Source organism: Citrobacter amalonaticus (assembly GCF_001559075.2).
Classification (GTDB): Bacteria; Pseudomonadota; Gammaproteobacteria; order Enterobacterales; family Enterobacteriaceae; genus Citrobacter_A; species Citrobacter_A amalonaticus_F.
The window spans coordinates 3,936,690-3,961,000 of the sequence record NZ_CP014015.2; the positions used below are offsets into that span (position 1 = coordinate 3,936,690).

At 53.8% G+C, this 24,311-nt stretch carries 22 protein-coding genes; 7 read left to right on the forward strand and 15 right to left on the reverse strand.

From position 1 onward, the window contains the following. Positions 1 to 100: 100 nt before the first annotated feature. Positions 101 to 736 (reverse strand): TetR family copper-responsive transcriptional repressor ComR, encoded by a 636-nt coding sequence (gene comR / locus AL479_RS18990; RefSeq protein WP_061077194.1) that lies wholly within the window; start codon positions 734 to 736, stop codon positions 101 to 103. Positions 737 to 979: 243 nt separating this feature from the next. Here comR and bhsA point away from each other — a divergent pair, with 243 nt between their 5' ends. Continuing rightward, positions 980 to 1,237, forward strand: a complete 258-nt coding sequence (gene bhsA / locus AL479_RS18995; protein WP_043001950.1) for a multiple stress resistance protein BhsA — start codon at positions 980 to 982, stop codon at positions 1,235 to 1,237. Between the two features lie 99 nt (positions 1,238 to 1,336). Here bhsA and ldtC read toward each other — a convergent pair whose 3' ends face one another. The 3 genes from ldtC to AL479_RS19015 all read right to left on the reverse strand — a co-directional run bounded on the left by ldtC (position 1,337) and on the right by AL479_RS19015 (position 7,131). Beyond that, positions 1,337 to 2,302 carry a L,D-transpeptidase LdtC gene (gene ldtC, locus AL479_RS19000; protein ID WP_061078016.1) on the reverse strand — a complete coding sequence of 322 codons (966 nt, stop codon included), beginning with the start codon at positions 2,300 to 2,302 and terminating at the stop codon, positions 1,337 to 1,339. A gap of 199 nt (positions 2,303 to 2,501) precedes the next feature. Beyond that, on the reverse strand, positions 2,502 to 5,948 hold the full coding sequence (gene mfd, locus AL479_RS19010) for a transcription-repair coupling factor (RefSeq protein ID WP_061077195.1): 3,447 nt from the start codon (positions 5,946 to 5,948) through the stop codon (positions 2,502 to 2,504). Between the two features lie 109 nt (positions 5,949 to 6,057). Continuing rightward, the gene (locus tag AL479_RS19015; protein ID WP_061077196.1) at positions 6,058 to 7,131 is read right to left on the reverse strand and encodes an acyltransferase family protein; all 1,074 of its coding nucleotides are present in this window, start codon (positions 7,129 to 7,131) and stop codon (positions 6,058 to 6,060) included. A gap of 251 nt (positions 7,132 to 7,382) precedes the next feature. Between AL479_RS19015 and lolC the strand changes: the two genes are divergently transcribed. The 5 genes from lolC (at position 7,383) to cobB (ending at position 12,358) form a co-directional block, all read left to right on the forward strand. Further along, positions 7,383 to 8,582: a lipoprotein-releasing ABC transporter permease subunit LolC gene (gene lolC, locus AL479_RS19020; protein WP_061077197.1), complete on the forward strand. Its 1,200-nt coding sequence runs from the start codon at positions 7,383 to 7,385 to the stop codon at positions 8,580 to 8,582. Continuing rightward, the gene (lolD, locus tag AL479_RS19025; protein ID WP_003832278.1) at positions 8,575 to 9,276 is read left to right on the forward strand and encodes a lipoprotein-releasing ABC transporter ATP-binding protein LolD; all 702 of its coding nucleotides are present in this window, start codon (positions 8,575 to 8,577) and stop codon (positions 9,274 to 9,276) included. The genes lolC and lolD overlap by 8 nt, the downstream gene beginning before the upstream one ends. Beyond that, the gene (gene lolE / locus AL479_RS19030; RefSeq protein ID WP_061077198.1) at positions 9,276 to 10,520 is read left to right on the forward strand and encodes a lipoprotein-releasing ABC transporter permease subunit LolE; all 1,245 of its coding nucleotides are present in this window, start codon (positions 9,276 to 9,278) and stop codon (positions 10,518 to 10,520) included. The genes lolD and lolE overlap by 1 nt, the downstream gene beginning before the upstream one ends. Positions 10,521 to 10,609: 89 nt before the next feature. Then, entirely contained in the window at positions 10,610 to 11,521 is a 912-nt protein-coding gene (gene nagK, locus AL479_RS19035) for an N-acetylglucosamine kinase (RefSeq protein WP_061077199.1), read from the forward strand. A 15-nt stretch (positions 11,522 to 11,536) separates the two neighbouring features. Next, a complete protein-coding gene (gene cobB, locus AL479_RS19040) occupies positions 11,537 to 12,358 on the forward strand; it encodes a Sir2 family NAD+-dependent deacetylase (protein ID WP_043000959.1) in 822 nt (273 codons plus the stop codon). Positions 12,359 to 12,394: 36 nt separating this feature from the next. On the opposite strand, the gene potD is transcribed toward cobB, so the two are convergent. The 4 genes from potD to potA are packed head-to-tail and all read right to left on the reverse strand — an operon-like array spanning position 12,395 to position 16,220. Then, positions 12,395 to 13,441: a spermidine/putrescine ABC transporter substrate-binding protein PotD gene (gene potD / locus AL479_RS19045; RefSeq protein WP_061077200.1), complete on the reverse strand. Its 1,047-nt coding sequence runs from the start codon at positions 13,439 to 13,441 to the stop codon at positions 12,395 to 12,397. Positions 13,442 to 13,466: 25 nt separating this feature from the next. Beyond that, positions 13,467 to 14,246, reverse strand: coding sequence for a spermidine/putrescine ABC transporter permease PotC (potC, locus tag AL479_RS19050; protein ID WP_061077201.1), 780 nt, complete (start codon positions 14,244 to 14,246; stop codon positions 13,467 to 13,469). Beyond that, positions 14,243 to 15,100 carry a spermidine/putrescine ABC transporter permease PotB gene (gene potB / locus AL479_RS19055; protein ID WP_061077202.1) on the reverse strand — a complete coding sequence of 286 codons (858 nt, stop codon included), beginning with the start codon at positions 15,098 to 15,100 and terminating at the stop codon, positions 14,243 to 14,245. The genes potC and potB overlap by 4 nt, the downstream gene beginning before the upstream one ends. Continuing rightward, positions 15,084 to 16,220, reverse strand: coding sequence for a spermidine/putrescine ABC transporter ATP-binding protein PotA (gene potA, locus AL479_RS19060; RefSeq protein WP_061077203.1), 1,137 nt, complete (start codon positions 16,218 to 16,220; stop codon positions 15,084 to 15,086). Before potA ends, potB begins: the two co-directional genes overlap by 17 nt. Positions 16,221 to 16,592: 372 nt before the next feature. Between potA and pepT the strand changes: the two genes are divergently transcribed. After that, a complete protein-coding gene (gene pepT / locus AL479_RS19065; protein WP_061077204.1) occupies positions 16,593 to 17,819 on the forward strand; it encodes a peptidase T in 1,227 nt (408 codons plus the stop codon). A 103-nt stretch (positions 17,820 to 17,922) separates the two neighbouring features. On the opposite strand, the gene roxA is transcribed toward pepT, so the two are convergent. The 7 genes from roxA to AL479_RS19100 form a co-directional block, all read right to left on the reverse strand. Further along, positions 17,923 to 19,044 carry a [50S ribosomal protein L16]-arginine 3-hydroxylase gene (gene roxA, locus AL479_RS19070; protein ID WP_061077205.1) on the reverse strand — a complete coding sequence of 374 codons (1,122 nt, stop codon included), beginning with the start codon at positions 19,042 to 19,044 and terminating at the stop codon, positions 17,923 to 17,925. 96 nt (positions 19,045 to 19,140) lie between these two features. Then, positions 19,141 to 20,604 carry a two-component system sensor histidine kinase PhoQ gene (gene phoQ, locus AL479_RS19075; RefSeq protein ID WP_061077206.1) on the reverse strand — a complete coding sequence of 488 codons (1,464 nt, stop codon included), beginning with the start codon at positions 20,602 to 20,604 and terminating at the stop codon, positions 19,141 to 19,143. Next, on the reverse strand, positions 20,604 to 21,275 hold the full coding sequence (gene phoP / locus AL479_RS19080; RefSeq protein WP_061077207.1) for a two-component system response regulator PhoP: 672 nt from the start codon (positions 21,273 to 21,275) through the stop codon (positions 20,604 to 20,606). The genes phoQ and phoP overlap by 1 nt, the downstream gene beginning before the upstream one ends. Before the next feature lie 73 nt (positions 21,276 to 21,348). Then, entirely contained in the window at positions 21,349 to 22,635 is a 1,287-nt protein-coding gene (locus AL479_RS19085; RefSeq protein WP_061077208.1) for a site-specific integrase, read from the reverse strand. After that, entirely contained in the window at positions 22,635 to 22,850 is a 216-nt protein-coding gene (gene xisR, locus AL479_RS19090) for an excisionase family protein (RefSeq protein WP_044266475.1), read from the reverse strand. Before xisR ends, AL479_RS19085 begins: the two co-directional genes overlap by 1 nt. A 64-nt stretch (positions 22,851 to 22,914) precedes the next feature. Further along, positions 22,915 to 23,154: a DUF4060 family protein gene (locus AL479_RS19095; protein WP_042997814.1), complete on the reverse strand. Its 240-nt coding sequence runs from the start codon at positions 23,152 to 23,154 to the stop codon at positions 22,915 to 22,917. Between the two features lie 42 nt (positions 23,155 to 23,196). After that, positions 23,197 to 24,306, reverse strand: coding sequence for a recombinase RecT (locus AL479_RS19100; RefSeq protein ID WP_061077209.1), 1,110 nt, complete (start codon positions 24,304 to 24,306; stop codon positions 23,197 to 23,199). Positions 24,307 to 24,311: the final 5 nt, after the last annotated feature.

The window sequence follows — 24,311 nt, forward strand, 5'->3', positions numbered from 1 at the left end:
TTGCAAAAAAATGAATCTAACTAAATGATAACATTAATAATTGTGCGGGAATTGTGGTGCAGAAGAACCGGGAAACAAGGTTCCCGGTCAGAGAAAACGATCAGGCCTTAAGCAATTCAGGCCACAGACGCAGAGTGGTGTGAGTGATTTGCATCAGCTTGTCGAAACTGGCCCCTTCACGAGCGCTGATAGACATGCCCTGCAAAATACAGCTCAGATACTCGGCAAGGTTTTGCACATTGCAGTGCGCGGGGATCTCGCCGCGCTCCTGCCGCTGACGCAGAAATTGCGTCAGGGTCTGTTCCTGCATCGCATGACGCGATTTCACGGTATGTGCAATGTCGCGTGATGCGGCGGCAAGCGTCGCGGAAGTGTTGATCATAAAGCAGCCAGCGGGGGTGTCCTTGCTGGTGAAACAGGTTGCCACCGCGGTGAAGTAGTCCTCCAGCGCCGCCTCAACGCTTTTCTCCTCACAGAACAACTGCGCTTCATGTTTTGCCGCGAAGCGGGCGATGTATCTGTCCAGCACCGCGCGGAACAGTCCCTCTTTATTGGTGAATTCCGCATACAGCGTTGGCGCTTTCGCACCCGTCGCTTCAACAAGGTCAGAAAGCGATGTTGCCTCATAACCGTGCTGCCAGAAGAGTGTCATGGCCTTATCAAGCGCGGCTTCCCTGTCGAACACTTTTGGTCGGCCACGGCTTTTTTTAACACAACTTGTCGATTCAGTTGTCATGGTGCCGTCGTACCTTAATGGGTTTAGTGAACAACCATTATAAAAATAAACCCGCACAGGCTCCAGCGCATTCGCGAGAAAAAAATTTTCAGCTTAGTTGTATGAAAGATAAGCGCTTTTGATTTTATATAACGATCGTTATAAAAAATGGGTTGACGTGTGACCTGGATCACATCTATCATTTACCTATCGATCGTTAAGTAAATGCTTACGACGCCCAATCATCTGCAAAAGGTCACTATTATGAAAAACGTAAAAACCCTCATCGCTGCTGCTGTTCTGAGTTCACTGTCATTCGCAAGCTTCGCAGCTGTAGAAGTTCAGTCCACGCCTGCAGGTCAGCAAAAAGTCGGCACCATCTCTGCGAACGCAGGGACTAACCTGAGTTCACTGCAGGACGAACTGGCGCAGAAAGCGGATGCTATGGGTGCGAAATCGTTCCGCATTACTTCAGTGACGGGTCCGAACAACCTGCACGGTACCGCGGTCATTTATAAATAAGCATTAACCCCTCATTGATGCCTGCTGCTGCAAAATAACGCGACATAAAAAAAGCCCCGCTGAATGTATTTCAGCGGGGCTTTTTCATGTCCGGAATCGTTACATCGACTGCTGATCCACCTCGTGATGGCGTCTGACATCGACCGGCATTCCGGAGCGAACGTCCATCACATGCTGCATTACCGCTGCGTCTGTCTGCGCGGAATCTTTAAACGATTGCAGAGTGCTGTTCAGCACGATAGGCAGAATCTGCGGGTCATCATCAATATTCTTCGACAGCGGCTGGTGGACTTCGACCAGACGCGTCCCGTCCGGTTCAACCGAGGCTTTGATCGGGGTATTGATAATATTCACTTTGGTGCCCGGCGTAACCTGTCTGAACAGCGTCTCAATATCGCCATCACGCAGGCGGATACAACCGGAACTGACGCGCATGCCGATACCGAAATCGGCGTTGGTGCCGTGCAGCAGATAGACGCCACCATACGCCGCTAAGCGAATGGCATGGTGTCCCATCGGGTTATCCGGTCCGGCAGGAACCACCGCAGGAAGGTCGATTCCTTGTGCTTTATAACGGGCACGGATATTCGCCGTAGGCGTCCAGGTCGGGTTAGCGCGCTTGTCGGAGACGGTCGTGACCATCGTCGGGGTCAGGGTATCACCGCCCAGTTGGCCAATGCCGATAGGGTAGACGGTGACCGCATTTTTCCCCGGATGGTAGTAGTAGAGACGCAGTTCAGCCAGGTTGATGACAATGCCTTCACGCGGAGCATCCGGTAGCAGCGTCTGCAACGGGATGGTTAACACGCTGCCCGCGCGGGGAACGTAGGGATCCACGCCGGGATTCGCCTGCAACAGCGCGAGAAAACCGACATTATATTTTTTCGCGATGGCTTCCAGTGAACCCCCGTTATTTTCGACAACGTGGTACTTATTTTCTCCGATCAGTTTGCTGCCAGCCGGAGGAAGAGGCCAGGTATTCGCCTGCGCGGGAAGCGCAAGCGTAATGCTGGCGGCGAGCGCAAAAAAGGCCAGCCAGCGGGAGAGTCGCATAGTGTTCATTATCATCACAAATCAAAGGGTTATTATGCCAGAGGAGTCCAATGATAATTATGGCGGGGTGGTATGTCTTTAAATGCAAGGGAAGTGCAAAGAGTTGTAAAGATCGCGGAGCCTTGCCTGATGGCGCTGCGCTCATCAGGCCTACGGCCAGGCATCGATTTGTAGGCCGGATAAGGCGAAGCCGCCATCCGGCACCACGCAATCATGCTACAGCGTTTTCTTCCAGTTGTTGCATAAACTGACGCACCCAGTCCATCCGTGTTTTCCGTTCGGTCAGATCCTGGATGAACTTCAGCCGGGTCGGTCCGTCAAGACGGAAGTGCTGCGGCTGTTTTTGCAACAGGCCAATCAGCCAGCCTGGGTTGACATGGTTCTTCTCGGCAAATTCGATAGTGCCGCCTTTCTCGTTGCCTTCCAGTTTGCGGATACCCAGCTTCTGCGCCTGTTGACGCAAGCGGGCGATATCCAGCAGGGTACGCGCCGGATCGGGCAGCAGACCGAAGCGGTCGATCAGCTCCACTTTAATCTCTTCAAGTTCATTCTCGCTCTTCGCGCTGGCGATACGCTTGTAGAATGACAGGCGGGTATTCACGTCCGGGATGAAATCGTCCGGCAGCAGCGACGGCATACGCAGTTCGACTTCGGTTTGCTGACTGGTGAGATCTTCCAGCGACGGCTCGCGTCCGGCCTTCAGGGCATCGACGGCATTTTCCAGCAGCTCCATATACAGCGAGAAGCCGATGGTTTCCATCGAACCGCTCTGTTCTTCCCCGAGCAGTTCACCCGCGCCGCGGATCTCCAGATCGTGAGTCGCCAGCGCAAAGCCTGCACCCAGGTCTTCCAGCGAGGCAATCGCTTCCAGGCGTTTTTGCGCGTCGGTGGTCATTGCTTTGGGATGCGGTGTCAGCAGCCAGGCATACGCCTGATGGTGTGAGCGTCCCACGCGGCCGCGCAACTGGTGTAACTGCGCCAGACCGAAGTGATCCGCACGCTCGATAATAATTGTGTTGGCGGTCGGGATATCGATCCCGGTTTCGATAATGGTGGTACAGACCAGTACGTTAAAACGCTGATGGTGGAAGTCGTTCATCACGCGTTCCAGTTCGCGTTCGCGCATCTGCCCGTGACCAATGGCAATTCGCGCTTCCGGCACCAGTTCCGCCAGCCTGTCGGCGGCTTTCTGGATGTTCTCGACATCATTATAAAGGTAGTAGACCTGCCCGCCGCGCAGCACTTCACGCAGAATCGCCTCGCGGACCACCAGTGCGTCGTACTCGCGAACAAACGTTTTCACCGCCAGACGGCGCGCTGGCGGCGTGGCGATAATCGACAGATCGCGCATGCCGCTCATGGCCATGTTCAGCGTACGCGGAATTGGCGTGGCGGTCAGCGTCAGAATGTCCACATCGGCGCGCATCGCTTTGATGCGCTCCTTATGACGCACGCCGAAACGGTGCTCTTCATCAACGATCAGCAGCCCCAGATCTTTCAGTTTCACATCGCTTTGCAGCAGCTTGTGCGTGCCGATCAGAATATCAATCTTCCCTTCGGCAACCTGTTCCAGGATCTGCGCCTGTTCTTTGGCGCTACGGAAGCGGGAAAGCATTTCGATGCGCACCGGCCAGTTGGCAAAACGATCGCGGAAATTGTCAAAGTGTTGCTGAGCGAGCAGGGTTGTCGGCACCAGCACCGCCACCTGCTTGTGGTTTTCGACCGCGAGAAACGCGGCGCGCATCGCCACTTCGGTTTTACCAAATCCAACGTCACCACACACCAGCCGGTCCATCGCCAGCGGCTGACACATGTCGCTAAGCACGGCGTTAATCGCCTGCGCCTGGTCGGGAGTCGTTTCAAAGGGGAAGCCGTCGCAGAACAGTTGATACTGCTCGCGATCGTGTTTGAAGGCGAACCCCTCTTTTGCTGCGCGCTGGGCGTAGATGTCCAGCAGTTCAGCCGCCACGTCGCGCACTTTCTCTGCCGCTTTCTGTCGGGCGCGTGACCAGGCATCGCCGCCGAGTTTATGCAGCGGCGCGTTCTCTTCCGCGCCTCCGGCGTAACGGCTGATCAGATGCAAAGAGGAGACCGGGACGTACAGTTTGGCGTCATTGGCGTAGGTGAGCATCAGGTATTCACCCTTGATCCCGCCCGCCTCCAGCGTGGTCATTCCGGCATAGCGTCCAACGCCGTGCTCCAGATGCACCACGGGCTGCCCCGGATGCAACTCCGCCAGGTTGCGGATCAGCGTATCCGGGTTAATTGTGCGGCGCGAATCCTGACGACGGCGCGCCACGCGCTCGCCCAGCAGATCGCTTTCACAAATGAGTGCCAGATTGCGCGTCGTATCGATAAACCCGTGCTCGGCGGCGCCAATCATCAGGTAGCGTCCTGCCTCCGTCGCTTCATCCAGACGCATAATGCGCTTCGGCGCGACTTTGATACGGGCGAGCAGTTCACCAAGGGATTCGCGGCGGCCTTCACTCTCAACCGAAAAAATCACCGGCCCGTTGAAGGACTCGAGGAATTTGCGCAGCGCATCCAGCGGGGATTTTTGCTGCGCCTGAACCGCGAGGTCCGGCAGCGACTGGAAACCTAAGTTGGTATTTGCCGCTTTGGCGGGAAGGTGATCGGTTTTGAGCTGTACGCGCGGCCAGCGTTTGAGTTCAGAGAAGAGCTCATCGACGCGCAACCAGAGTGATTCCGGCGGCAGCAGCGGACGCATCGGATCCACGCCACGGTTTTCGAAACGCGCCAGCGTATCGGCCTGGAAACGCCCGGCGCTGTTTTCTAAATCGCCCGTGTTGACCACCAACGTATTTGCCGGGAAATAACTAAACAGCGGCGGCAGCGGCTCGCTGAAAAACAGCGGCTGCCAGTATTCGATCCCCGCCGGCAAGGTGCCTTTGCTGACCTGTTGATAGATATGCTCCGCGTCGCGCTTCACCTCGAAAGTATCGCGCCACTGGCTGCGAAACAGTTCGATCGCCGCTTTGTCGGTTGGGAATTCGTGGGCGGGCAACAGATTGATGGCGTCGACTTCTTCCAGCGTGCGCTGAGTGTCCGCGTCAAACAGGCGCAGACTGTCAATTTCATCGTCGAAGAAATCCAGGCGATAGGGCTGTTCGCTGCCCATAGGATACAGATCCAGCAGCGCACCGCGGGTGGCGTATTCGCCATGTTCCATAACCTGATCAACGTGCCGGTAACCGGCGCTGTCGAGCTGTAAACGCAGGGCGTCGCGCGATAAACGCTGGCCTTTTTTCATCACCAGCGCATGACCGTGCAGATAGCTGTGCGGGCAGACGCGCTGCATCAGGGTATTGACCGGCAGTATCAGCACGCCGCGCTGCATCGACGGCAACTGATACAGCGTGGAGAGACGTGAGGAGATAATTTCCTGATGCGGGGAGAAACTGTCGTAGGGCAGGGTTTCCCAGTCCGCGAGGCTCATGACCATCTGATCGGTAAACTGACGGATTTCATCATGCAGGCGCAGCGCGTTTTGCATATCGGGCGCCACGAGCACTACAGGACCGGCATGACGTTCGGCAATTTCCGCCACCAGCGTAGCGCAGGCAGCCCCGGTCAGTTCACCCAACAGGCGCTGGTCGCCCGCTTTCACGGGCAGCGTGTAACGTTGTTGTTCAGGCATTCGGTTGTCAGAATCTCTTTTAGGTAGTCGTCTGATAAGCAATGCCCTTTATTATCCGTGATCGCTCCTCATTAGCAAATTGAATCGCCCTCATCGGAGGGCGAAAAGTTTAGCGGGAATAACCAACGGCTTGCGGGCGAGAAGGGGGAGAGAAGAGGATATCGCCGAACAGGCCCTGCGACACTTTACGTACGGCAAGGCCCAACAGCGTGCACACCAACAGACTGGCAAACGGATAGACCAGCAACAGGGTTAGTTCCAGTTCGGGGGACCAGACGGTGGCATTGATTTGCGGGATCAGCAGCAGGCTGAACGCCTCGACCAGAATGCGATGCGTGGTATAAATCGCGATAGTATTCGAACCGATCACGTTAAGCAGACTGGATTCACGCATGCCGAAGCGCTGCTCGTACTGATAAAATAGCTTCATGATCAGCACGATAGAGACCAACGACAGCAGCAATGAGACGTTAAACAGCCATGCCGCGATAGCCAGCACGAAGGCGGCCGCGCAGGGCAGCGCATAACGGCGCAACGGCACCTCTTTGATCCACGCCATTAGCGGGACGCCAAACCAGGCGCCGAGGCTGTAATACGGCAGGTTGCGGATCACGCTGTTCATTCCCCACCACGGGGTGGCAATAAAGTTGACCGTCACGCTCAGTACCACAAACAGGGCGAACAGTGGCGCGGCCCAGCGGCTGAACACTTTACAGATTACGAAATAGACAATGAGCGCATACAGATACCACAGGCTGGTGCTGGCAGTCAGCATGCCGTGAAGGAACTGGCTAACGGAACCGGCGTAAGCGGCGTTGGACGCATTATGCAGATCGCGTGCCGGCGCCAGCCAGTTGTTCAGGGCGCTGAGCGCCAGCCACTGGGCTACCCCCCATAGCGCCAGCACCCAGAAAATACTCCAGATCCGCTTGTTAACGCTCTCTTTCCAGCTCACGCTGTCGATATAGCGGCGAATCAAAAAGCCAGAGATAAAGAAAAATACCGGCATGCGAAACGGGGCGAGATAGAGATTAAAGTAAACCCAGCATTTCGATAGCAGTGCCGAAAGGGGCAACTGGAAGTGGGTCAGATGAGGGTAAAAGGTGATGACTGAGTGATAGATGACGACCAGACAGATACATAACCCTTTGATTTGGTTAATCCATAGTTCTTTCTTTTTCATCAGGACAGCGCGCTCGCGTTATTCAACATAGCTTGTGATCCTGCGGGGTGGCCCTGGCGCTGTAATGCGTAACATTCTGTTTTTTGATTTTTTAAGAAAAGGATCAGGGTCGGCGGGGGCGATATCCTGCGCCTGTCGCGCTGTGGATCCCTTTCCTCTGTGTACTGACGAACACTTACGGTTCAGGCGTTTACCCATGCGGCTTTCGCTTATATACTCGTGACTTTGCTAACAGCAACCAGACGGATTTCATGTACCAACCTGTCGCTCTATTCATCGGCCTGCGTTACATGCGCGGGCGTGCAGCAGATCGCTTCGGTCGCTTTGTCTCCTGGCTTTCCACCATCGGCATTACCCTTGGGGTGATGGCGCTGGTCACGGTTTTGTCAGTGATGAACGGTTTTGAACGTGAACTGCAAAATAACATCCTGGGGTTGATGCCTCAGGCCATCCTTTCTGCGGAGCAGGGCTCTCTGAATCCTCAACAACTGCCGGAAAGCGCCGTAAAACTGAACGGTGTCAATCGTATTGCGCCGCTGACAACCGGCGATGTCGTGCTGCAAAGCGCGCGCAGCGTGGCGGTCGGGGTGATGCTGGGTATCGATCCGGCGCAAAAAGATCCGTTAACGCCGTATCTGGTCAATGTGAAGCAAACAGATCTGCAGCCGGGTAAGTATAATGTCATCCTCGGAGAGCAGCTTGCCGGGCAGTTGGGCGTTAATCGTGGCGATCAAATTCGCGTGATGGTGCCCTCGGCCAGCCAGTTTACGCCAATGGGGCGTCTGCCGAGCCAGCGTCTGTTTACGGTGATTGGCACCTTCGCCGCCAACAGTGAAGTCGATGGTTACCAGATGCTAACCAACATTCAGGATGCTTCACGCCTGATGCGCTACCCGCTGGGTAATATCACCGGCTGGCGTCTGTGGCTGAATGAGCCGTTAAAGGTTGACACGCTGAGCCAGCAAACGCTGCCGCAAGGCACCAAATGGCAGGATTGGCGCGAGCGCAAAGGAGAATTGTTCCAGGCCGTGCGCATGGAAAAGAACATGATGGGGCTGCTGCTTAGCCTGATCGTGGCGGTGGCGGCTTTTAATATTATTACCTCGCTGGGTTTGATGGTAATGGAGAAGCAAGGGGAAGTGGCGATTCTACAAACGCAGGGGCTGACGCCACGGCAGATAATGATGGTGTTTATGGTTCAGGGGGCCAGTGCCGGGATTATTGGCGCGCTGTTGGGCGCGGTGCTGGGCGCATTGCTTGCCAGCCAACTGAATAATCTGATGCCTATTATCGGCGTGCTTCTGGATGGCGCTGCGCTGCCGGTCGCCATCGAGCCGCTGCAGGTTATCGTCATTGCGCTGGTGGCGATGGCCATCGCGCTGCTGTCTACGCTTTATCCTTCCTGGCGCGCTGCCGCCACTCAACCCGCTGAGGCTTTACGTTATGAATAAGATCCTGTTGCAATGCGACAACCTGTGCAAACGCTATCAGGAAGGCACTGTGCAGACCGATGTACTGCACGATGTCAGTTTTTGCGTTGGCGAAGGTGAGATGATGGCGATTGTCGGCAGTTCCGGCTCCGGTAAGAGTACGCTGCTGCATCTGTTAGGCGGGCTGGATACGCCAACTTCCGGCGACGTCATTTTTAGCGGTCAGCCAATGAGCAAGCTCTCGTCGGCGGCAAAAGCAGAACTGCGTAATCAGAAGCTGGGCTTTATTTACCAGTTCCACCATTTGCTACCGGACTTTACCGCGCTGGAAAACGTGGCGATGCCGCTGCTGATCGGCAAGAAAAAACCGGCTGAAATCACCGAGCGTGCACGGGATATGTTGAAAGCGGTAGGGCTGGACCATCGTGCCAGCCATCGCCCGTCTGAACTGTCTGGCGGTGAACGCCAGCGCGTGGCTATCGCTCGTGCGTTGGTGAATAACCCGCGCCTGGTACTGGCAGATGAGCCAACGGGTAACCTTGATGCGCGTAACGCGGACAGCATTTTCGAGCTTCTGGGCGAGTTGAACCGCTCTCAGGGCACGGCATTTCTGGTGGTGACGCACGATCTTCAACTGGCGAAGCGAATGAGCCGCCAGCTTGAAATGCGCGATGGTCGCCTGACGGCTGAATTGAGCCTGATGGGAGCTGAGTAATGGCTTCGCCTTTATCGTTATTGATTGGTCTGCGCTTTAGCCGTGGTCGGCGGCGCGGCGGTATGGTTTCGTTAATTTCGGTGATATCTACTGTGGGTATCGCGTTGGGTGTGGCGGTGTTGATCGTCGGTTTAAGCGCCATGAACGGATTTGAGCGTGAGCTGAACAACCGTATTCTGGCCGTCGTTCCACACGGAGAGATTGAAGCCGTAAATCAGCCGTGGAACAACTGGCAGGAAGCACTCGACAAGGTACAGAAGGTACCAGGCATTGTCGCTGCGGCACCTTATATCAACTTTACCGGGCTGGTGGAGAGTGGGGCGAACCTACGCGCGGTGCAGGTAAAGGGCGTTGACCCAAAACAGGAGCGGCGTTTAAGCGCGCTGCCATCCTTCGTGCAAAACCACGCCTGGGATAATTTCAAAGCCGGTGAGCAACAAATCATTATCGGCAAGGGCGTTGCAGACGCGCTGAAGGTGAAGCAGGGGGACTGGGTCTCCATTATGATCCCCAATTCAAATGCCGATCATAAGCTGATGCAGCCGAAACGCGTGCGCCTGCACGTTGCCGGCATTTTGCAGTTAAGCGGTCAACTGGATCACAGCTTCGCGATGATCCCGATGGCCGATGCCCAGCAGTATCTGGAGATGAACAACACGGTTTCCGGCATCGCGCTGAAGGTCAACGACGTCTTTAACGCTAACAAACTGGTGCGTGATGCAGGTGAAGTGACCAACAGCTATGTCTACATCAAGAGCTGGATTGGCACCTATGGCTATATGTACCGCGATATCCAGATGATCCGCGCCATTATGTATCTGGCGATGGTGCTGGTGATCGGCGTTGCCTGTTTTAACATTGTCTCAACATTAGTGATGGCGGTAAAAGACAAGAGCGGCGATATTGCGGTATTAAGAACGCTGGGAGCGAAAGATGGCCTGATCCGCGCCATTTTTGTCTGGTACGGTTTGCTGGCTGGACTGTTCGGCAGCCTGATCGGCGTGGTCATTGGTGTGGTGGTTTCGCTACAGCTGACGCCAATCATTAACGGTATCGAAACGCTGATCGGCCATCAGTTCCTCTCCGGGGATATCTATTTTATCGACTTCCTGCCATCCGAATTGCACTGGCTGGATGTGATTTACGTGCTGGTCACCGCACTGTTGCTGAGTTTGTTGGCGAGTTGGTATCCGGCGCGACGCGCCAGTAACATCGATCCTGCAAGGGTGCTCAGCGGCCAGTAACCATAATTGCGTGAGAGATACACAACATCATTCATGTGACCTGAACCGCGGCCGCCTGAAGGATACAGTGTACAAAACAAGGAGCGGCAATGTATTACGGGTTTGATATTGGTGGGACAAAAATTGCGTTAGGCGTCTTTGATAACGAGCGGAAATTACAGTGGGAAAAGCGTGTTCCCACGCCGCGCGACAGCTATGACGCTTTTTTAGAGGCCGTTTGCGGGCTGGTGGCGGAAGCCGACCAGCGATTTGGCGTGAAAGGTTCGGTGGGCATTGGCCTCCCCGGGATGCCGGAAACCGAAGATGGCACGCTGTATGCCGCGAATGTCCCTGCTGCCAGTGGCAAACCCCTGCGTGCCGATCTTAGCGCGCGACTTGATCGCGACGTTCGCCTTGACAACGATGCCAACTGTTTTGCCCTGTCTGAAGCCTGGGATGACGAATTCACCCGCTATCCGCTGGTGATGGGCCTGATTCTGGGCACCGGGGTGGGGGGCGGTTTAATCCTCAACGGAAAACCGATCACCGGGCGCAGTTACATTACCGGCGAGTTTGGTCATATGCGTCTGCCGGTCGATGCGCTCACCCTGATGGGGTTCGATTTCCCATTGCGCCGCTGTGGCTGCGGTCAACTTGGCTGTATTGAAAATTATCTGTCCGGGCGAGGATTTGCCTGGTTGTATCAGCATTACTATCATCAACCGTTACAGGCGCCTGAAATCATTTCACTGTGGGAGCAGGGCGATGAACAGGCGCGGGCGCATGTTGAGCGTTATCTGGATTTGCTGGCGGTGTGTCTGGGGAATATCCTGACCATCGTCGATCCGGATCTGGTGGTTATCGGGGGTGGATTGTCGAATTTTACGGCTATTACCACCGATCTGGCGGACAGATTGCCGCGTCATCTGCTTCCCGTGGCACGTGTTCCCCGCATTGAGCGAGCGCGACATGGTGATGCGGGTGGGATGCGCGGCGCCGCCTTTTTACATCTTACCGATTAATCAAAAGAGGTTGCTATGCTGTCGCGTCGGGGTCATCGGTTAAGTCGATTTCGGAAAAACAAACGCCATCTGCGCGAACGCCTTCGTCAACGGATCTTTTTCAGAGACAGAGTGGTACCGGAAGTGATGGAAAAACCAAGAGTTTTGGTGCTTACAGGGGCAGGGATCTCCGCGGAGTCCGGTATTCGTACCTTCCGCGCCGCTGATGGACTGTGGGAAGAGCACCGGGTTGAAGATGTGGCGACGCCGGAAGGCTTCGCCCGTAATCCCGCGCTGGTGCAGTCTTTCTATAATGCCCGCCGTCGGCAATTGCAGCAGCCTGAAATCCAGCCTAATCCGGCGCACATCGCGCTGGCAAAGCTGGAAGAGGCGCTGGGCGACCGCTTTTTGCTGGTGACACAGAATATCGATAACCTGCATGAGCGGGCGGGCAACCAGAATATTATCCATATGCATGGCGAGCTGTTGAAGGTGCACTGCTCGCAGAGCGGGCAAATCCTGGAGTGGACGGGCGATGTGACGCCGGAAGACAAATGTCACTGCTGCCAGTTTCCTGCGCCGCTGCGTCCGCACGTAGTGTGGTTTGGCGAGATGCCGCTTGGGATGGATGAAATCTATATGGCGCTGGCCATGGCGGATGTTTTTATCGCTATCGGCACCTCCGGACACGTCTATCCGGCGGCTGGCTTTGTCCACGAAGCGAAGCTGCACGGCGCGCATACGGTTGAGCTGAATCTGGAACCAAGCCAGGTCGGCAGTGAGTTTGAAGAGAAATATTACGGTCCGGCAAGCCAGGTGGTGCCTGAGTTTGTGGAGAAGTTATTGAAAGGGTTGTAATAAAAAGGCCCGGATTTTCCGGGCCTTTTTGCTGAATTAGCGTCCTGCTTTCAGCTTCTGATAATACTCTTCGTAAATCGCGCTGGCGGAACCCACATCGTTCTGCCATTCACCTTTGCTGATGGTTTCTGCATCCGGGTAGAGCGATTTATCGTTGGCGACTTCCGGACTTAACAGCTTACGCGCCGCCAGGTTTGGCGTCGGATAGCCGATGGTTTCCGCCACTTCTTTCGCCACGTCCGGGCGCAGCAGGAAGTTGATCAACTTCAGCGCGCCTTCTTTGTTTTTGGCGTTTGCCGGAATTGACAGGCTGTCCATCCAGAAGATCCCGCCTTCTTTCGGCCAGACCACTTCCAGCGGCGTACCGGCCTGGCGTGCAACGAAGGCGGAGCCGTTCCACACCATCCCCAGATTCACTTCGCCTTCCATATACGGATTCGCCGGGTTGTCGGAGTTAAACGCAGCGACGTTAGGCATCAGCTTTTTCAGCTCGTTATAGGCCGCTTCAATCTCTTTAGGATCGGTGGTGTTGCCGGAATAGCCAAGTTTACGCAGCGCCATCTGGAACACTTCGCGCGCGTCGTCGGTCAACAGCAGGCTGCCTTTGTATTCCGGCTTCCACAGGTCAGCCCAACTGGTGACGGTTTTCGGGTCAATGCTGTCGCTGTTTACGCCAATAGCCGTCGCACCCCAGATGTACGGGATGGAGTAGTCATTGCCAGGATCGAAGGGTTTATTCAGCATCTCAGGATCGAGGTTGTCAAAGTTGGTTAACTTTGATTTATCGATCTTCTGAATCATGCCCTCTTTACGCATTTTGTCGACGTAATAGGTGGAAGGCACCACCAGGTCATATGCGCCGTCTTTGTAAGTTTTGAGCTTGGCATACATGGTTTCATTCGACTCGTAGGTCGAATAGATAACCTTAATGCCGGTCTCTTTGGTGAACTGTTCCAGCAGTCCTGGTGGAACGTACTCGGTCCAGTTATAGAAATAGAGTGTTTTACTGTCGTCCGCGTGCGCAGCGCCCATTCCCATCGCGAGAGCGCCTGCCGCGAGCAGGTGGCGTGACCATTTTTTCATTTTAGCGTCCCCTGAGTATCGAACCTTAACGGCTCCTGGTTTTATCACGAGCAATCAACTGGCTGGCGATGACCATCACCAGCGACAGCACTAATAAAATGGTCGCCAACGCGTTAACTTCCGGAGATACGCCGACCTTGACCATCGAATAGATCTTTAACGGTAGAATTTCATAGCCCGGCCCGGTGACGAACGACGAAACCACCACATCGTCCATCGACAGGGTAAAGCTCAACAGCCAGCCTGCGGCGACTGCTGGCATAGCTAATGGCAGAATGATTTTACGCAGGATGGTGATTTCGCTGGCGCCCAGATCTTTGGCCGCTTCCAGCATTCGCACATCAAACCCCTTCAGCCGCGAATAGACCGTCACAACCACGAAAGGCAGGCAGAAGGTGATATGCGAGAACAGCAGCGACCAGAAGCCCAACTGAATGCCCAGCAGCATAAACAGCACCAGCAGTGAAATCGCCATCACGATATCCGGCGACATCATCACCACAAACAGCATCCCGCTGACGAACGGCTTGCCGCGAAAACGGTAGCGATACAGCGCCACGGCCGTTAGCGACCCGATAGCGGTGGCAAACGTCGCGGAAAAGATAGCCATCGTCAGCGAATGTTGTGCTGCCTGCAGCAGACTGTCGTTATTCATCAGCAGGCCATACCATTTGGTGGTAAAGCCCTGCCAGTTGATGCCAAAACGCGAGCTGTTAAAGGAGTTCACAATCAAAATAATGATTGGAATATACAGGTACGCATAGATAGCGGTCATAAAACCGCCGCGAAGCAGGCGACCGATCATTCGAGTTCTCCCTTTTTGTTCAGCAGTCGGGAGGCGCGCCAGTAAATCAGCAGCATCAGGCCCATCACAATCGTCAGGGTAATGCTGGTTGCGGCGCCAAACGGCCAGTCGCGGATATTGAGGAACTGAACTTTAATCACGTTACCGATCAGCAGGTTTTTCGCGCCGCCCATCAGATCGGAGACGTAGAACAGTCCCATCGCGGGCAGCATTACCAGCAGGCAACCAGCAATAATCCCTGGCATGGTCAGCGGAATGATGATCCGAATAAAGGTCTGCAACTTGCTGGCACCCAGATCTTTTGCCGCTTCCAGCAACGGTCTGTCGAGTTTCTCAATGCTGGAATACAGTGGCATCACCATAAACGGCAGCAGGATATAGACAAGACCGATAATGACCGCGCTCGGGGTAAACATAATGCGCATCGGCGTATCAATCACCCCGAGCCACAGCAAAAACTCGTTCAGGTAACCCTTGGTGCTGAGGAAAATTTTCAGCCCATAGATGCGGATCAGCGAGTTGGTCCAGAACGGGACAATCAGCAAAAACAGCAGCAGTGGGCGGACTCTCTCTGGCAGTCGCGCCAGAAACCAGGCAAAAGGATAGCCGAGCACGAGGCAGGCGAAGGTGGCGATCAGCGCCATATTCAGCGAGTGCAGCAGCACTTCAAAATAGAGCGGATCGAGCAGACGCGCGTAGTTGTCCAGCGTAAAGACCATTTTGACGAAGCTGGCATCGTCGCGGGTCAAAAAGCTGGTGCCAATAATCATCAGGTTGGGCAGAAAGACAAACAACACAAGCCAACCGACGATAGTGACAATCACCACATTCTGGAATTTACTTGTGTTCTTCATCAGCCAGTACGACCTCCCAGCTTTCTACCCAGTTAATGGCCATTTTCTGGTCGAGAGAGTGGTCAAAGTCCGGGTCATCTTCGTTGAAGAATTCGCTGACCATCACCATCTTGCCATTTTCCAGTTCAACCACCGACTCCAGCGTCATGCCTTTATAGTTACGTTCACGGACGTAGCCGATCAGGCCGTCAATGTGGTTGTCGTCGTTGATTTCATCCACGCGCAGATCTTCCGGGCGTAGCAGAACGTGCAGTTTCTGCCCTGGCTCAACGGCGAAGTTAACGTAGATATTGCATTCACGGCCTTCAACGTTAGCACGAACGCGCTGTTCGTCCAGACGCTCGATCACCGTGGCGTTAAACATATTGATTTCGCCAATGAATCCGGCGACGAACAGGTTTTTCGGCTCTTCGTAAATTTCACGCGGCGTGCCGTCCTGTTCGATGCGCCCATCGCGCATAACGACGATGCGATCGGACATGGTCAGGGCTTCTTCCTGATCGTGCGTTACGAATACGAACGTGATGCCGAGCTTACGCTGCAAGGCTTTCAGTTCGTTCTGCATCTGCTTTCGTAGCTTATAGTCCAGCGCGGAGAGGGATTCATCTAACAGCAGCAGGCGTGGTTTATTGACCACCGCACGGGCAATCGCCACGCGCTGCTGTTGGCCGCCGGAGAGTTGATGCGGCTTACGTTGGGCAAACTCTTCCAGTTGCACCATCCGCAGTGCTTCAAGTACGCGCGGAGTAATGTCGGCAGTGGGGGTTCTCTGCATGCGCAAACCGAAGGCCACATTTTCAAAAACAGTCATGTGGGGGAATAACGCATAGCTTTGAAAGACGGTATTCACATAACGGTTTTCTGCCGGTACGTGGGTGATATCCTCGTTATCGAGCATGATGTGCCCGGAATCTACGGTTTCCAGACCGGCAATCAGGCGCAAAACGGTTGTTTTACCGCAGCCAGAAGGGCCAAGCAGCGTGAGGAACTCGCCATTATTGATTGTCAAATCCAGTTCGGAAATGACCTCTTTTCCATCGAAGCTTTTGCTGATACCTGACAAAAGAACCAGCGGTGAAAGCGAACGCGGTTGTTTATTCAATTTTTTACTCTGTCCCATGTAGACGCAACGGATGGCTGACCGATGCGGGGTTTGTGGTTGACCACCTTGGTGACTCTTAATGAGGGCCGTAATTCTACGGCAAACCGTTGTCATCGCCAATGTTTGTTGCCAATTACTCTACACTTCATCCTTCAGACTGCCTCTTTGTTGGCTGCAGTCACGTACCCCAGTCACGTACTGTTTGTACGCGCCTGGGGGATTCATTCGCTTGCCGCCGCGATGCATCCTGAATAATTTTGTGTATACATTTCCTGAATAAAGGGGTCCGGAAGCGAAATATTCTCGTTTGCGGGGATAAAAGTGACCTGACGCAATATTTGTCTTTTGTGGCTTACTGATAATGTTGTCACAAATAGTGAGGGTGACTGCATGGATAAACTACTTGAGCGTTTTCTACACTACGTTTCATTGGATACCCAATCGAAAGCGGGTGTGAGACAGGTTCCCAGTACTGAGGGACAGTGGAAGTTATTAAATTTGCTCAAACAGCAGCTCGAAGAGATGGAGCTGGTCAATGTGACATTAAGTGACAAAGGGACGCTGATGGCAACGTTGCCGGCGAATGTCCCAGGCGACATCCCTGCTATTGGCTTCATTTCCCATGTGGATACCTCACCGGATTTCAGCGGTAAGCACGTGAATCCGCAGATCGTGGAGAACTATCGCGGCGGTGATATCGCGCTGGGCATTGGCGATGAAGTGCTGTCGCCGGTGATGTTCCCGGTGCTGCATCAGTTGCTTGGACAAACGCTGATCACCACCGACGGCAAAACGCTGTTGGGGGCGGATGACAAAGCGGGTATAGCGGAAATCATGACGGCGCTGGCGGTGCTGAAGCATAAAAATATTCCGCATGGCGATATTCGCGTCGCTTTTACGCCGGACGAGGAGGTGGGCAAAGGAGCGAAACACTTTGATGTTGCAGCCTTTGATGCCAAATGGGCCTATACCGTCGACGGCGGCGGCGTGGGTGAACTTGAGTTTGAGAACTTCAATGCCGCTTCGGTGAATATCAAAATCGTCGGCAATAACGTGCATCCGGGGACGGCGAAAGGCGTAATGGTCAACGCATTATCCCTGGCGGCGCGCATTCATGCCGAGGTTCCGGCGGATGAAAGCCCGGAAATGACTGAAGGTTATGAGGGCTTCTACCATCTGGCGAGCATGAAAGGCACCGTGGACCGCGCCGATATGCACTACATCATTCGCGACTTCGACCGCAAACAGTTTGAAGCGCGCAAACGTAAGATGATGGAGATTGCCAGAAAGGTCGGGAAGGGGCTGCATCCGGACTGTTATATTGAACTGGTGATTGAAGACAGTTATTACAATATGCGCGAAAAAGTGGTTGAGCATCCGCATGTGCTGGATATCGCACAGCAGGCGATGCGTGACTGCGATATCCAACCGGATATGAAGCCGATTCGCGGCGGTACCGATGGCGCGCAGCTCTCTTTCATGGGACTACCGTGCCCGAATCTGTTCACCGGCGGCTACAACTATCATGGCAAGCATGAGTTTGTGACGCTGGAAGGCATGGAAAAAGCGGTGCAGGTGATTGTGCGGATTGCCGAGTTAACGGCGAAGCAGTCGTAGCGTGGTTGATGCCGGATGGCGCGACGCTTATCTGGCCTACAGGACATGTGAACCGTAGGCCGGATAAGACGCGTTAGCGCCGCCATCCGGCATCGTTTCAGTTTTACCCTTCGAAGAACCAGTACCCGCTGTTGACCAGAGCTGCCAGCATCGCGAGGAACGATGGATCTTCCAGCGCGTCACCAAAGTTCTCAGCAGTCAGCACAATATGGCTGGCAAGGGCTTCCAGCGCCGGACGGTGCGGGGAATCAATTCTCTCGCCGTTGGCATAAACGTCATCACCCACACGCAGTACCCGTAATCCCCCCAGACGCACCAGCACATCGCCTTGTTTCAGGGCATCGTAGATTTCATCAGGCTGATATGGCGGCTCCGGCGGCGCAATATCCAGTTCATGACGCGACTGGGAGATAAACTCGCCAAACCACTGTTTAAAATGCTCCGGCTGATTAATCAAATCCAGCATCATGGTACGCAGTTTATCCATCTCCTGCGGCAGGACGTCAGCAGGATGCTCACGCGACGGCACGTCAGGGTCGCTGTAATAAGTACTGCCCAGCTCACGTTGCAGGACGTAGTCGGCAAACCCGCTGATCAGCTCACGGGTATTCGGCGCACGGAAACCGACGGAATAGTTCATCGCGTTTTCCAGCGCATAGCCTTCATGCGGGAATCCAGGCGGAATATAGAGAATATCGCCCGGCTCCAGTTCTTCATCGATGATGGCTTCAAAAGGATCGACCTGCAGCAGATCCGGATGCGGGCAGTGCTGCTTCATCTGCAACTTCTCACCCACGCGCCAGCGACGGCGACCGGTTCCCTGAATGATAAACACATCATACTGATCGAGATGGGGACCTACGCCGCCGCCAGGGACCGAGAATGAGATCATCAGATCGTCGATACGCCAGTCAGGCAGGGCGCGGAAGGGTCGCATCAGCGCGGCGGTTGGCTCATGCCAGTGGTTCACCGCCTGCACCAGTAACGACCAGTTATTCTCGCCGAGATGGTCATAGCTTTCGAACGGACCATGGCTGACCTGCCATTTGCCATCCTGATGGCTTACCAGACGGCTATCGACCTCACTTTCCATCGCCAGCCCTGCCAGTTCGTCAGGGGAGAGGGGATCGATAAAGTTATTAAAGCCGCGTTTTAACACCACCGGGCGCTTTTGCCAGTGACGTTCAAGAAATTCGGGCCAGTTGAGTGTTAATTGGTATTCCATATTGAGCTTCCACAGGCTGGGGCGGGTATCTGTCACCGATTATAACGGATGCTTAACCAGATGCGTGCAGTTGGCTCATATTTATTACATTTGGGTTTAGTCGTCTTTCGGCCCCGGCTGCTGATGACCAAAAATAACTTCCATATGCGCGCCGCCGAGCAGACTGTCACTGGCAACAATTTTGCCGTCGTATTGCTCGGTAATTTCTCGCGCCACTGCCAGTCCTACGCCTTGCCCAGGGCGCAGCGTATCCACACGTTGACCGCGATCGAACACCAGATCGCGCTTGCTGTGCGGGATCCCAGGACCGTCATCTTCCACCACGATGTACAGATGATCGTCGGTCTGGCGGGCAGAAATCTCGACAAACTCAAGACAGTACTTGCAGGCGTTATCCAGCACGTTGCCCATCACCTCGACAAAATCGTTCTGCTCGCCGACAAAGCTGATTTCCGGTGAGATATCGAGGCTAATGTTCACCCCTTTACGCTGATACACTTTGTTCAGCGCCGACGTGAGATTATCCAGCAGCGGTGCGACCGGATGCAGTTCGCGGCTCAGCAGGACGCCGCCGCCGCGCATACTGGCGCGATGCAGGTAGTAGCCGATTTGCTGTGAAATCCGGCTGATCTGTTCGAGCATCACCGGTTCTGCCTCGCTGACGCTCATCTTATCGCTGCGCATCGAACGTAACGTACTTTGCAGCACGGCGAGCGGGGTTTTCAGGCTGTGGGTGAGATCGGTCAGCGTGGTGCGGTATTTGTCATAACGCTCACGCTCGCTTTTCAACAGGCGGTTCAGGTTACGCACCAGACTGGTCAACTCCCGCGTCGTTGCAGGGTTAAGCTGTTCGCGATGATGTTCTTCCAGCTCGCGCACCTCGCGAGCCAGTGCCTCGATGGGGCGCAAACTCCACCAGGCCGCCACCCAGAGCAGGGGAATGACCAACAACAGATTGGCAGCCAGCACATAAATAAACCAGCTCCAGACCATATACGAGCGTTTAAGCTCAATCGGAATGGTGTCCACCACCACGATCGTCAGTTGCGGCATGCGCGCAGTAGCCGGGTAAACGTTCACTGCTACCGAGTGGGTCATTTCGGCGTCGTCGTCATCTTCCCGAACCTCTTTCAGTTGTTCCTGAACTGAGTGATCGTCATTGAGCAGCGTGCTGGTGGCGCTGATGTCGGCTTCTATTTCATGGAAACCATTACTTTTCAGCCAGTCGGGCTGAATCAGTCTGACCAGCCAGGGGACGTTACGCTGGGCCCACAGCAGTTTGCCGTTCTCATCATAGATCAGCGACATCGTGGGGCTCTGCATGTCGAGGTGCTCGGGAAGTTCGACGTGGATCTTATTGTCTTCCCATTTTGCAAGCGTATAGAAGAGGTTACTCTCGCCGCGCAGCAGACGAAACGTGGTCTTATCGAAACTCACGCTGTAACCGACCAGCGCAACCATGCCATAGGCCAGAGAGAGCACCAGCACCACACCAGCGGTGGCCAGCAGAAAACGCAGGCGCAGTGACAGCGGGAAAAGATGACGCAACAGTTTATTCATCAGCGCAATTCAAAAAGATATCCCTGGCCCCGCACGGTGGTGATGACTTCATCCGGATACTGCGTCTGTATTTTTTTACGCAGACGGCCCATCAGCACGTCGATGGTGTGGCTTTCACGCAGCTCGGCGTCCGGATACAGCTGCAACATCAACGAGTCTTTGCTGACCACTTTGCCATTATTGCGGATCAGCGTTTCCATGATGGTGTACTCAAACGCGGTCAGTTTGATCACTTCATCATTAACCGAGAGTTCGCGGCGCGAGAGATCAACCTGAAAAGGCGGAATAGAGATAATTTGCGAAGCGTGGCCGCTGTTACGGCGCATCAGCGCCTGCATCCGTGCGGCGACTTCCTCAATATGGAACGGCTTGGTGACGTAGTCATCCGCACCCGCGCTCAGCACTTCCACTTTGTCCTGCCAGCTTTCACGGGCGGTCAGGACGAGAACCGGGAGCGAAACGTCATTGCTCCGCCAGCGGCGGATCAGTGAAAGTCCATCTTCATCCGGAAGCCCCAAATCGACGATAGCGATGTCAGGCAGGTGTTCGTTAAGGTAATAATCGGCCTCTTTGGCATCTTCGGCGTCGTCAACCTGATGTCCGGCATCCTGAAGCTGAACTTTCAGGTGATGACGTAATAACGCATTATCCTCAACAACCAGTACACGCATCATCTTTTCTCACTGTATTTACGGTATGAATAGTTTAACGCTGATTATGAAAGTTGAAACCAGCGCAATGAAATTAAATGATTTTTTTCATCCTGCCGCGCCCTTGGGGGCGTCCTGGGGGCAATGCCGTTGGCATCTGATTATTCAGAATACTGACCTGATCCTGGTTCATGTCACCAATCCACTTCGAATAAACCTCGTAGACCATGCGTGCATCTTCATGCCCCATCTGGCTGGCAATGAATGAAGGGTTCGCTCCAGCCATCAGTGTCCAGCAAGCGTAAGTATGCCGTGACTGATAGGCATTTCTCTCCCGGATACCAGAAAGTTTAGTACCTCGTTTCCAGCCATAGGAAATCGAATATTTAGAAAAAAAACCTTCCTTTGTATATGAGCTCTCTCCGGGGATAAAAACAAAGCGAAGCTTTTGTTGCTCGGTTTTCCCGATCTCACGATGATGAAACTGAATTTCCTGTTTAGGTCCGCTTCCGGTGATTTCGTACTGCTCCAGCAGAGCATCAAGAGCGGGTTTCAGCAATGTGATCGTTCTTATCCCGGCATCTGTTTTGGGCGGAACAAACAACCGTTTGTTCGTCAGGCTTCTGGATACATGAATCTCACCTTTTTTCAGGTCAATATCCTCCCATGCCAGCGCACAAATCTCTCCAGGCCTCATCCCCGTATGCACTGCAACAATAATGATCAAGGCAAGTTTGCGTGGAAGTGATGCAATCAGCGCCTGATACTCATGAAGCAAAAGTGGATCGGGGTCTGCTTTAGAGAGCTTTAGCCTCGATACCCCCTCATAGGGTGCATGTAATATAAACTGACTTCTGTTCGCGAGCTTCAGCATTTCTGATAAAACAGCCATTTGTTTATTGACTGTTGAAGGGGATCTACCTTGTTTGATGAGATTTGGCATAGCAGGATTAATCACTCCCCCTGTTAGCAGTTCTTTACGGTAATTCAGAATATCGGCATGCTGAATATCAACCAGACGCGTGTTCTCACCCACAACGCGTTTTAGGGTGTTAACTACAGATGTGATGGATTGCAATGTAGCGCCCGACACCTCCAGCGCCTTTGTGTCCGTAAAAAAATCGCTCAGTTCTTTGAACGTGGTGAGCCGTTTTGTGGAGGAAAATTTATTAAGTGCTTTTGATTCAGGAAAGCGTGCTGGATAGTCGAACTTCCCGAGTTGTATTTCGCTTACAATTGCCGCGCGCAGATTTCCTGCTTTCTTAACATTGCTGCTGTTAACAACCCAGCCACGAAGAACTTCGCGGCAGCGGATGCCGCGATAGGTAAATGTGATTCTGATTTTCCCATTATGCAGTTCAACGCCAGTCGGGTATTTCATTAAGCATCCTGAACTAACTGATTAATCTTCGGGTAGTTGTACCAAAGCAGACCTTTGGAATTGTCAGTCTGTCCAAGCGCAGTAAGGCGCTTGAAGTGAATACCTTCAATCCATAGCTTAAGGCGATAATTTTTAATCTGTCCTTCAGTAAGACCTGTTTTTTCGGTCAGTCTGGACTCAACAACCCACTCTTCGTTAAAAATTACCTGTGACATGGTTCACCTCAGGTAACCGGCGCCAGTATAGATGCGCCGGTGTTTTGACATTGATAATTCGTTATCAGTTAAACCGACCGGGCAGAGTTCTTAGCCGGCGCATGCCTGTCATAGCGGTAGCTACATAGCTCTTATGGCGGTTGACAACTTCTACCCAGATCTTCACGCCGTCCACGTTCACTGTGTATGTTTCCTTTCTGTCGCTGCGACCATAGTCACCGTATCGTTCAACATGCTTTGCCAGTGCTGCATCACATGCCCGGCGGCCCAATGGTGATTGTTTACTGCGATTGATAAGGCGCATAAAACCCCCTGTGGCGGGAGGGCGTTCCCCCTCCCGATGCAATTAGCCGATATATTCCGGTTTCATGTCGTCCAGGGTAGTGCGATAGCCCTGATGCAAGTCATCACCTAGACGAGGTTTCAGAAACTCGAGTTTTTTCTCAACATCAGCAAAAGCAGTTTCGGCCTCTTTACTTCCTGTCTCGGGTAATCCATTAATGAGGTCCTTAATTTTGTTATTGGCGTTGATCTGGTGGAAGCGACCCAGCGCCTTGTTTTTCAGTTCCGTGTAGAGGTTTGCGCCCAGTTCATTTTTGACTGCGTCGATTCGGGAGCCGATAGACTTGGCATCCTCTGCAACTTCGACAGAATCGATTTGCTGGCGGAATTCTTCGGCAATAACTTCTGCATCAAAATTTCCTGACTCATCGGCACCCTGACCACCATGCGGCTCGATTAATGAGGAACCAGAAGTAACAGGAGTGATATCTTTCTCTTTCTGCCAGACCATTTCTGTTCCGCGCTCAAGCATCTCCATAATTTCGGAGTTATTCGGCAGGCGGCGGCACAGGCGGTGTGCGGCTGACTTACGCGCCATTGACTCATACCAGTCAACCCATGGGCCTTTGTCGCTGCTTTTGCTGGCGGCGCGGACCTTGTCGATATCATCGATGTTCAGCCATTCATACTGAAGCTCACCTGTTTTCATCTTCGCGTAAGCAAATGCACCGCGGATCTCACCGCGATTGCCCAGGCTTGGCTCATAGAGAACGTGTTCACCTTCATCATCAAGCCAGACACGGAAGGTGTCGTTCTCGTAAACTGCGCGGGTAGCTATCACGGAGATTTCGCCTGACTGGCGGGCGCGTTTCAGAACGCCGTCAATCATTGGCATATATTGCGCGACCTTGATCCAGTCACCGTTAGCCGTTTTCTTCTTAAAAATGACCAGCGCAGCTTCACGACCATCCGGCACAAGGCCATCTTTTGCACACGCAACCAGAGAGTTGATGATCGACTGACCATCGGCAACTCTGAGGTCTTCGCTGTTGGCAATCGCGATAGCGGCCGCATTGGTAAATCGCTCAAAGGAGACGTGTGCCGGTAGCAATGACTGAACCGGAACCAGTTCGCGATCAAGGCTCGCTTTGATATCAATAAGCATATTTGACATGTTGC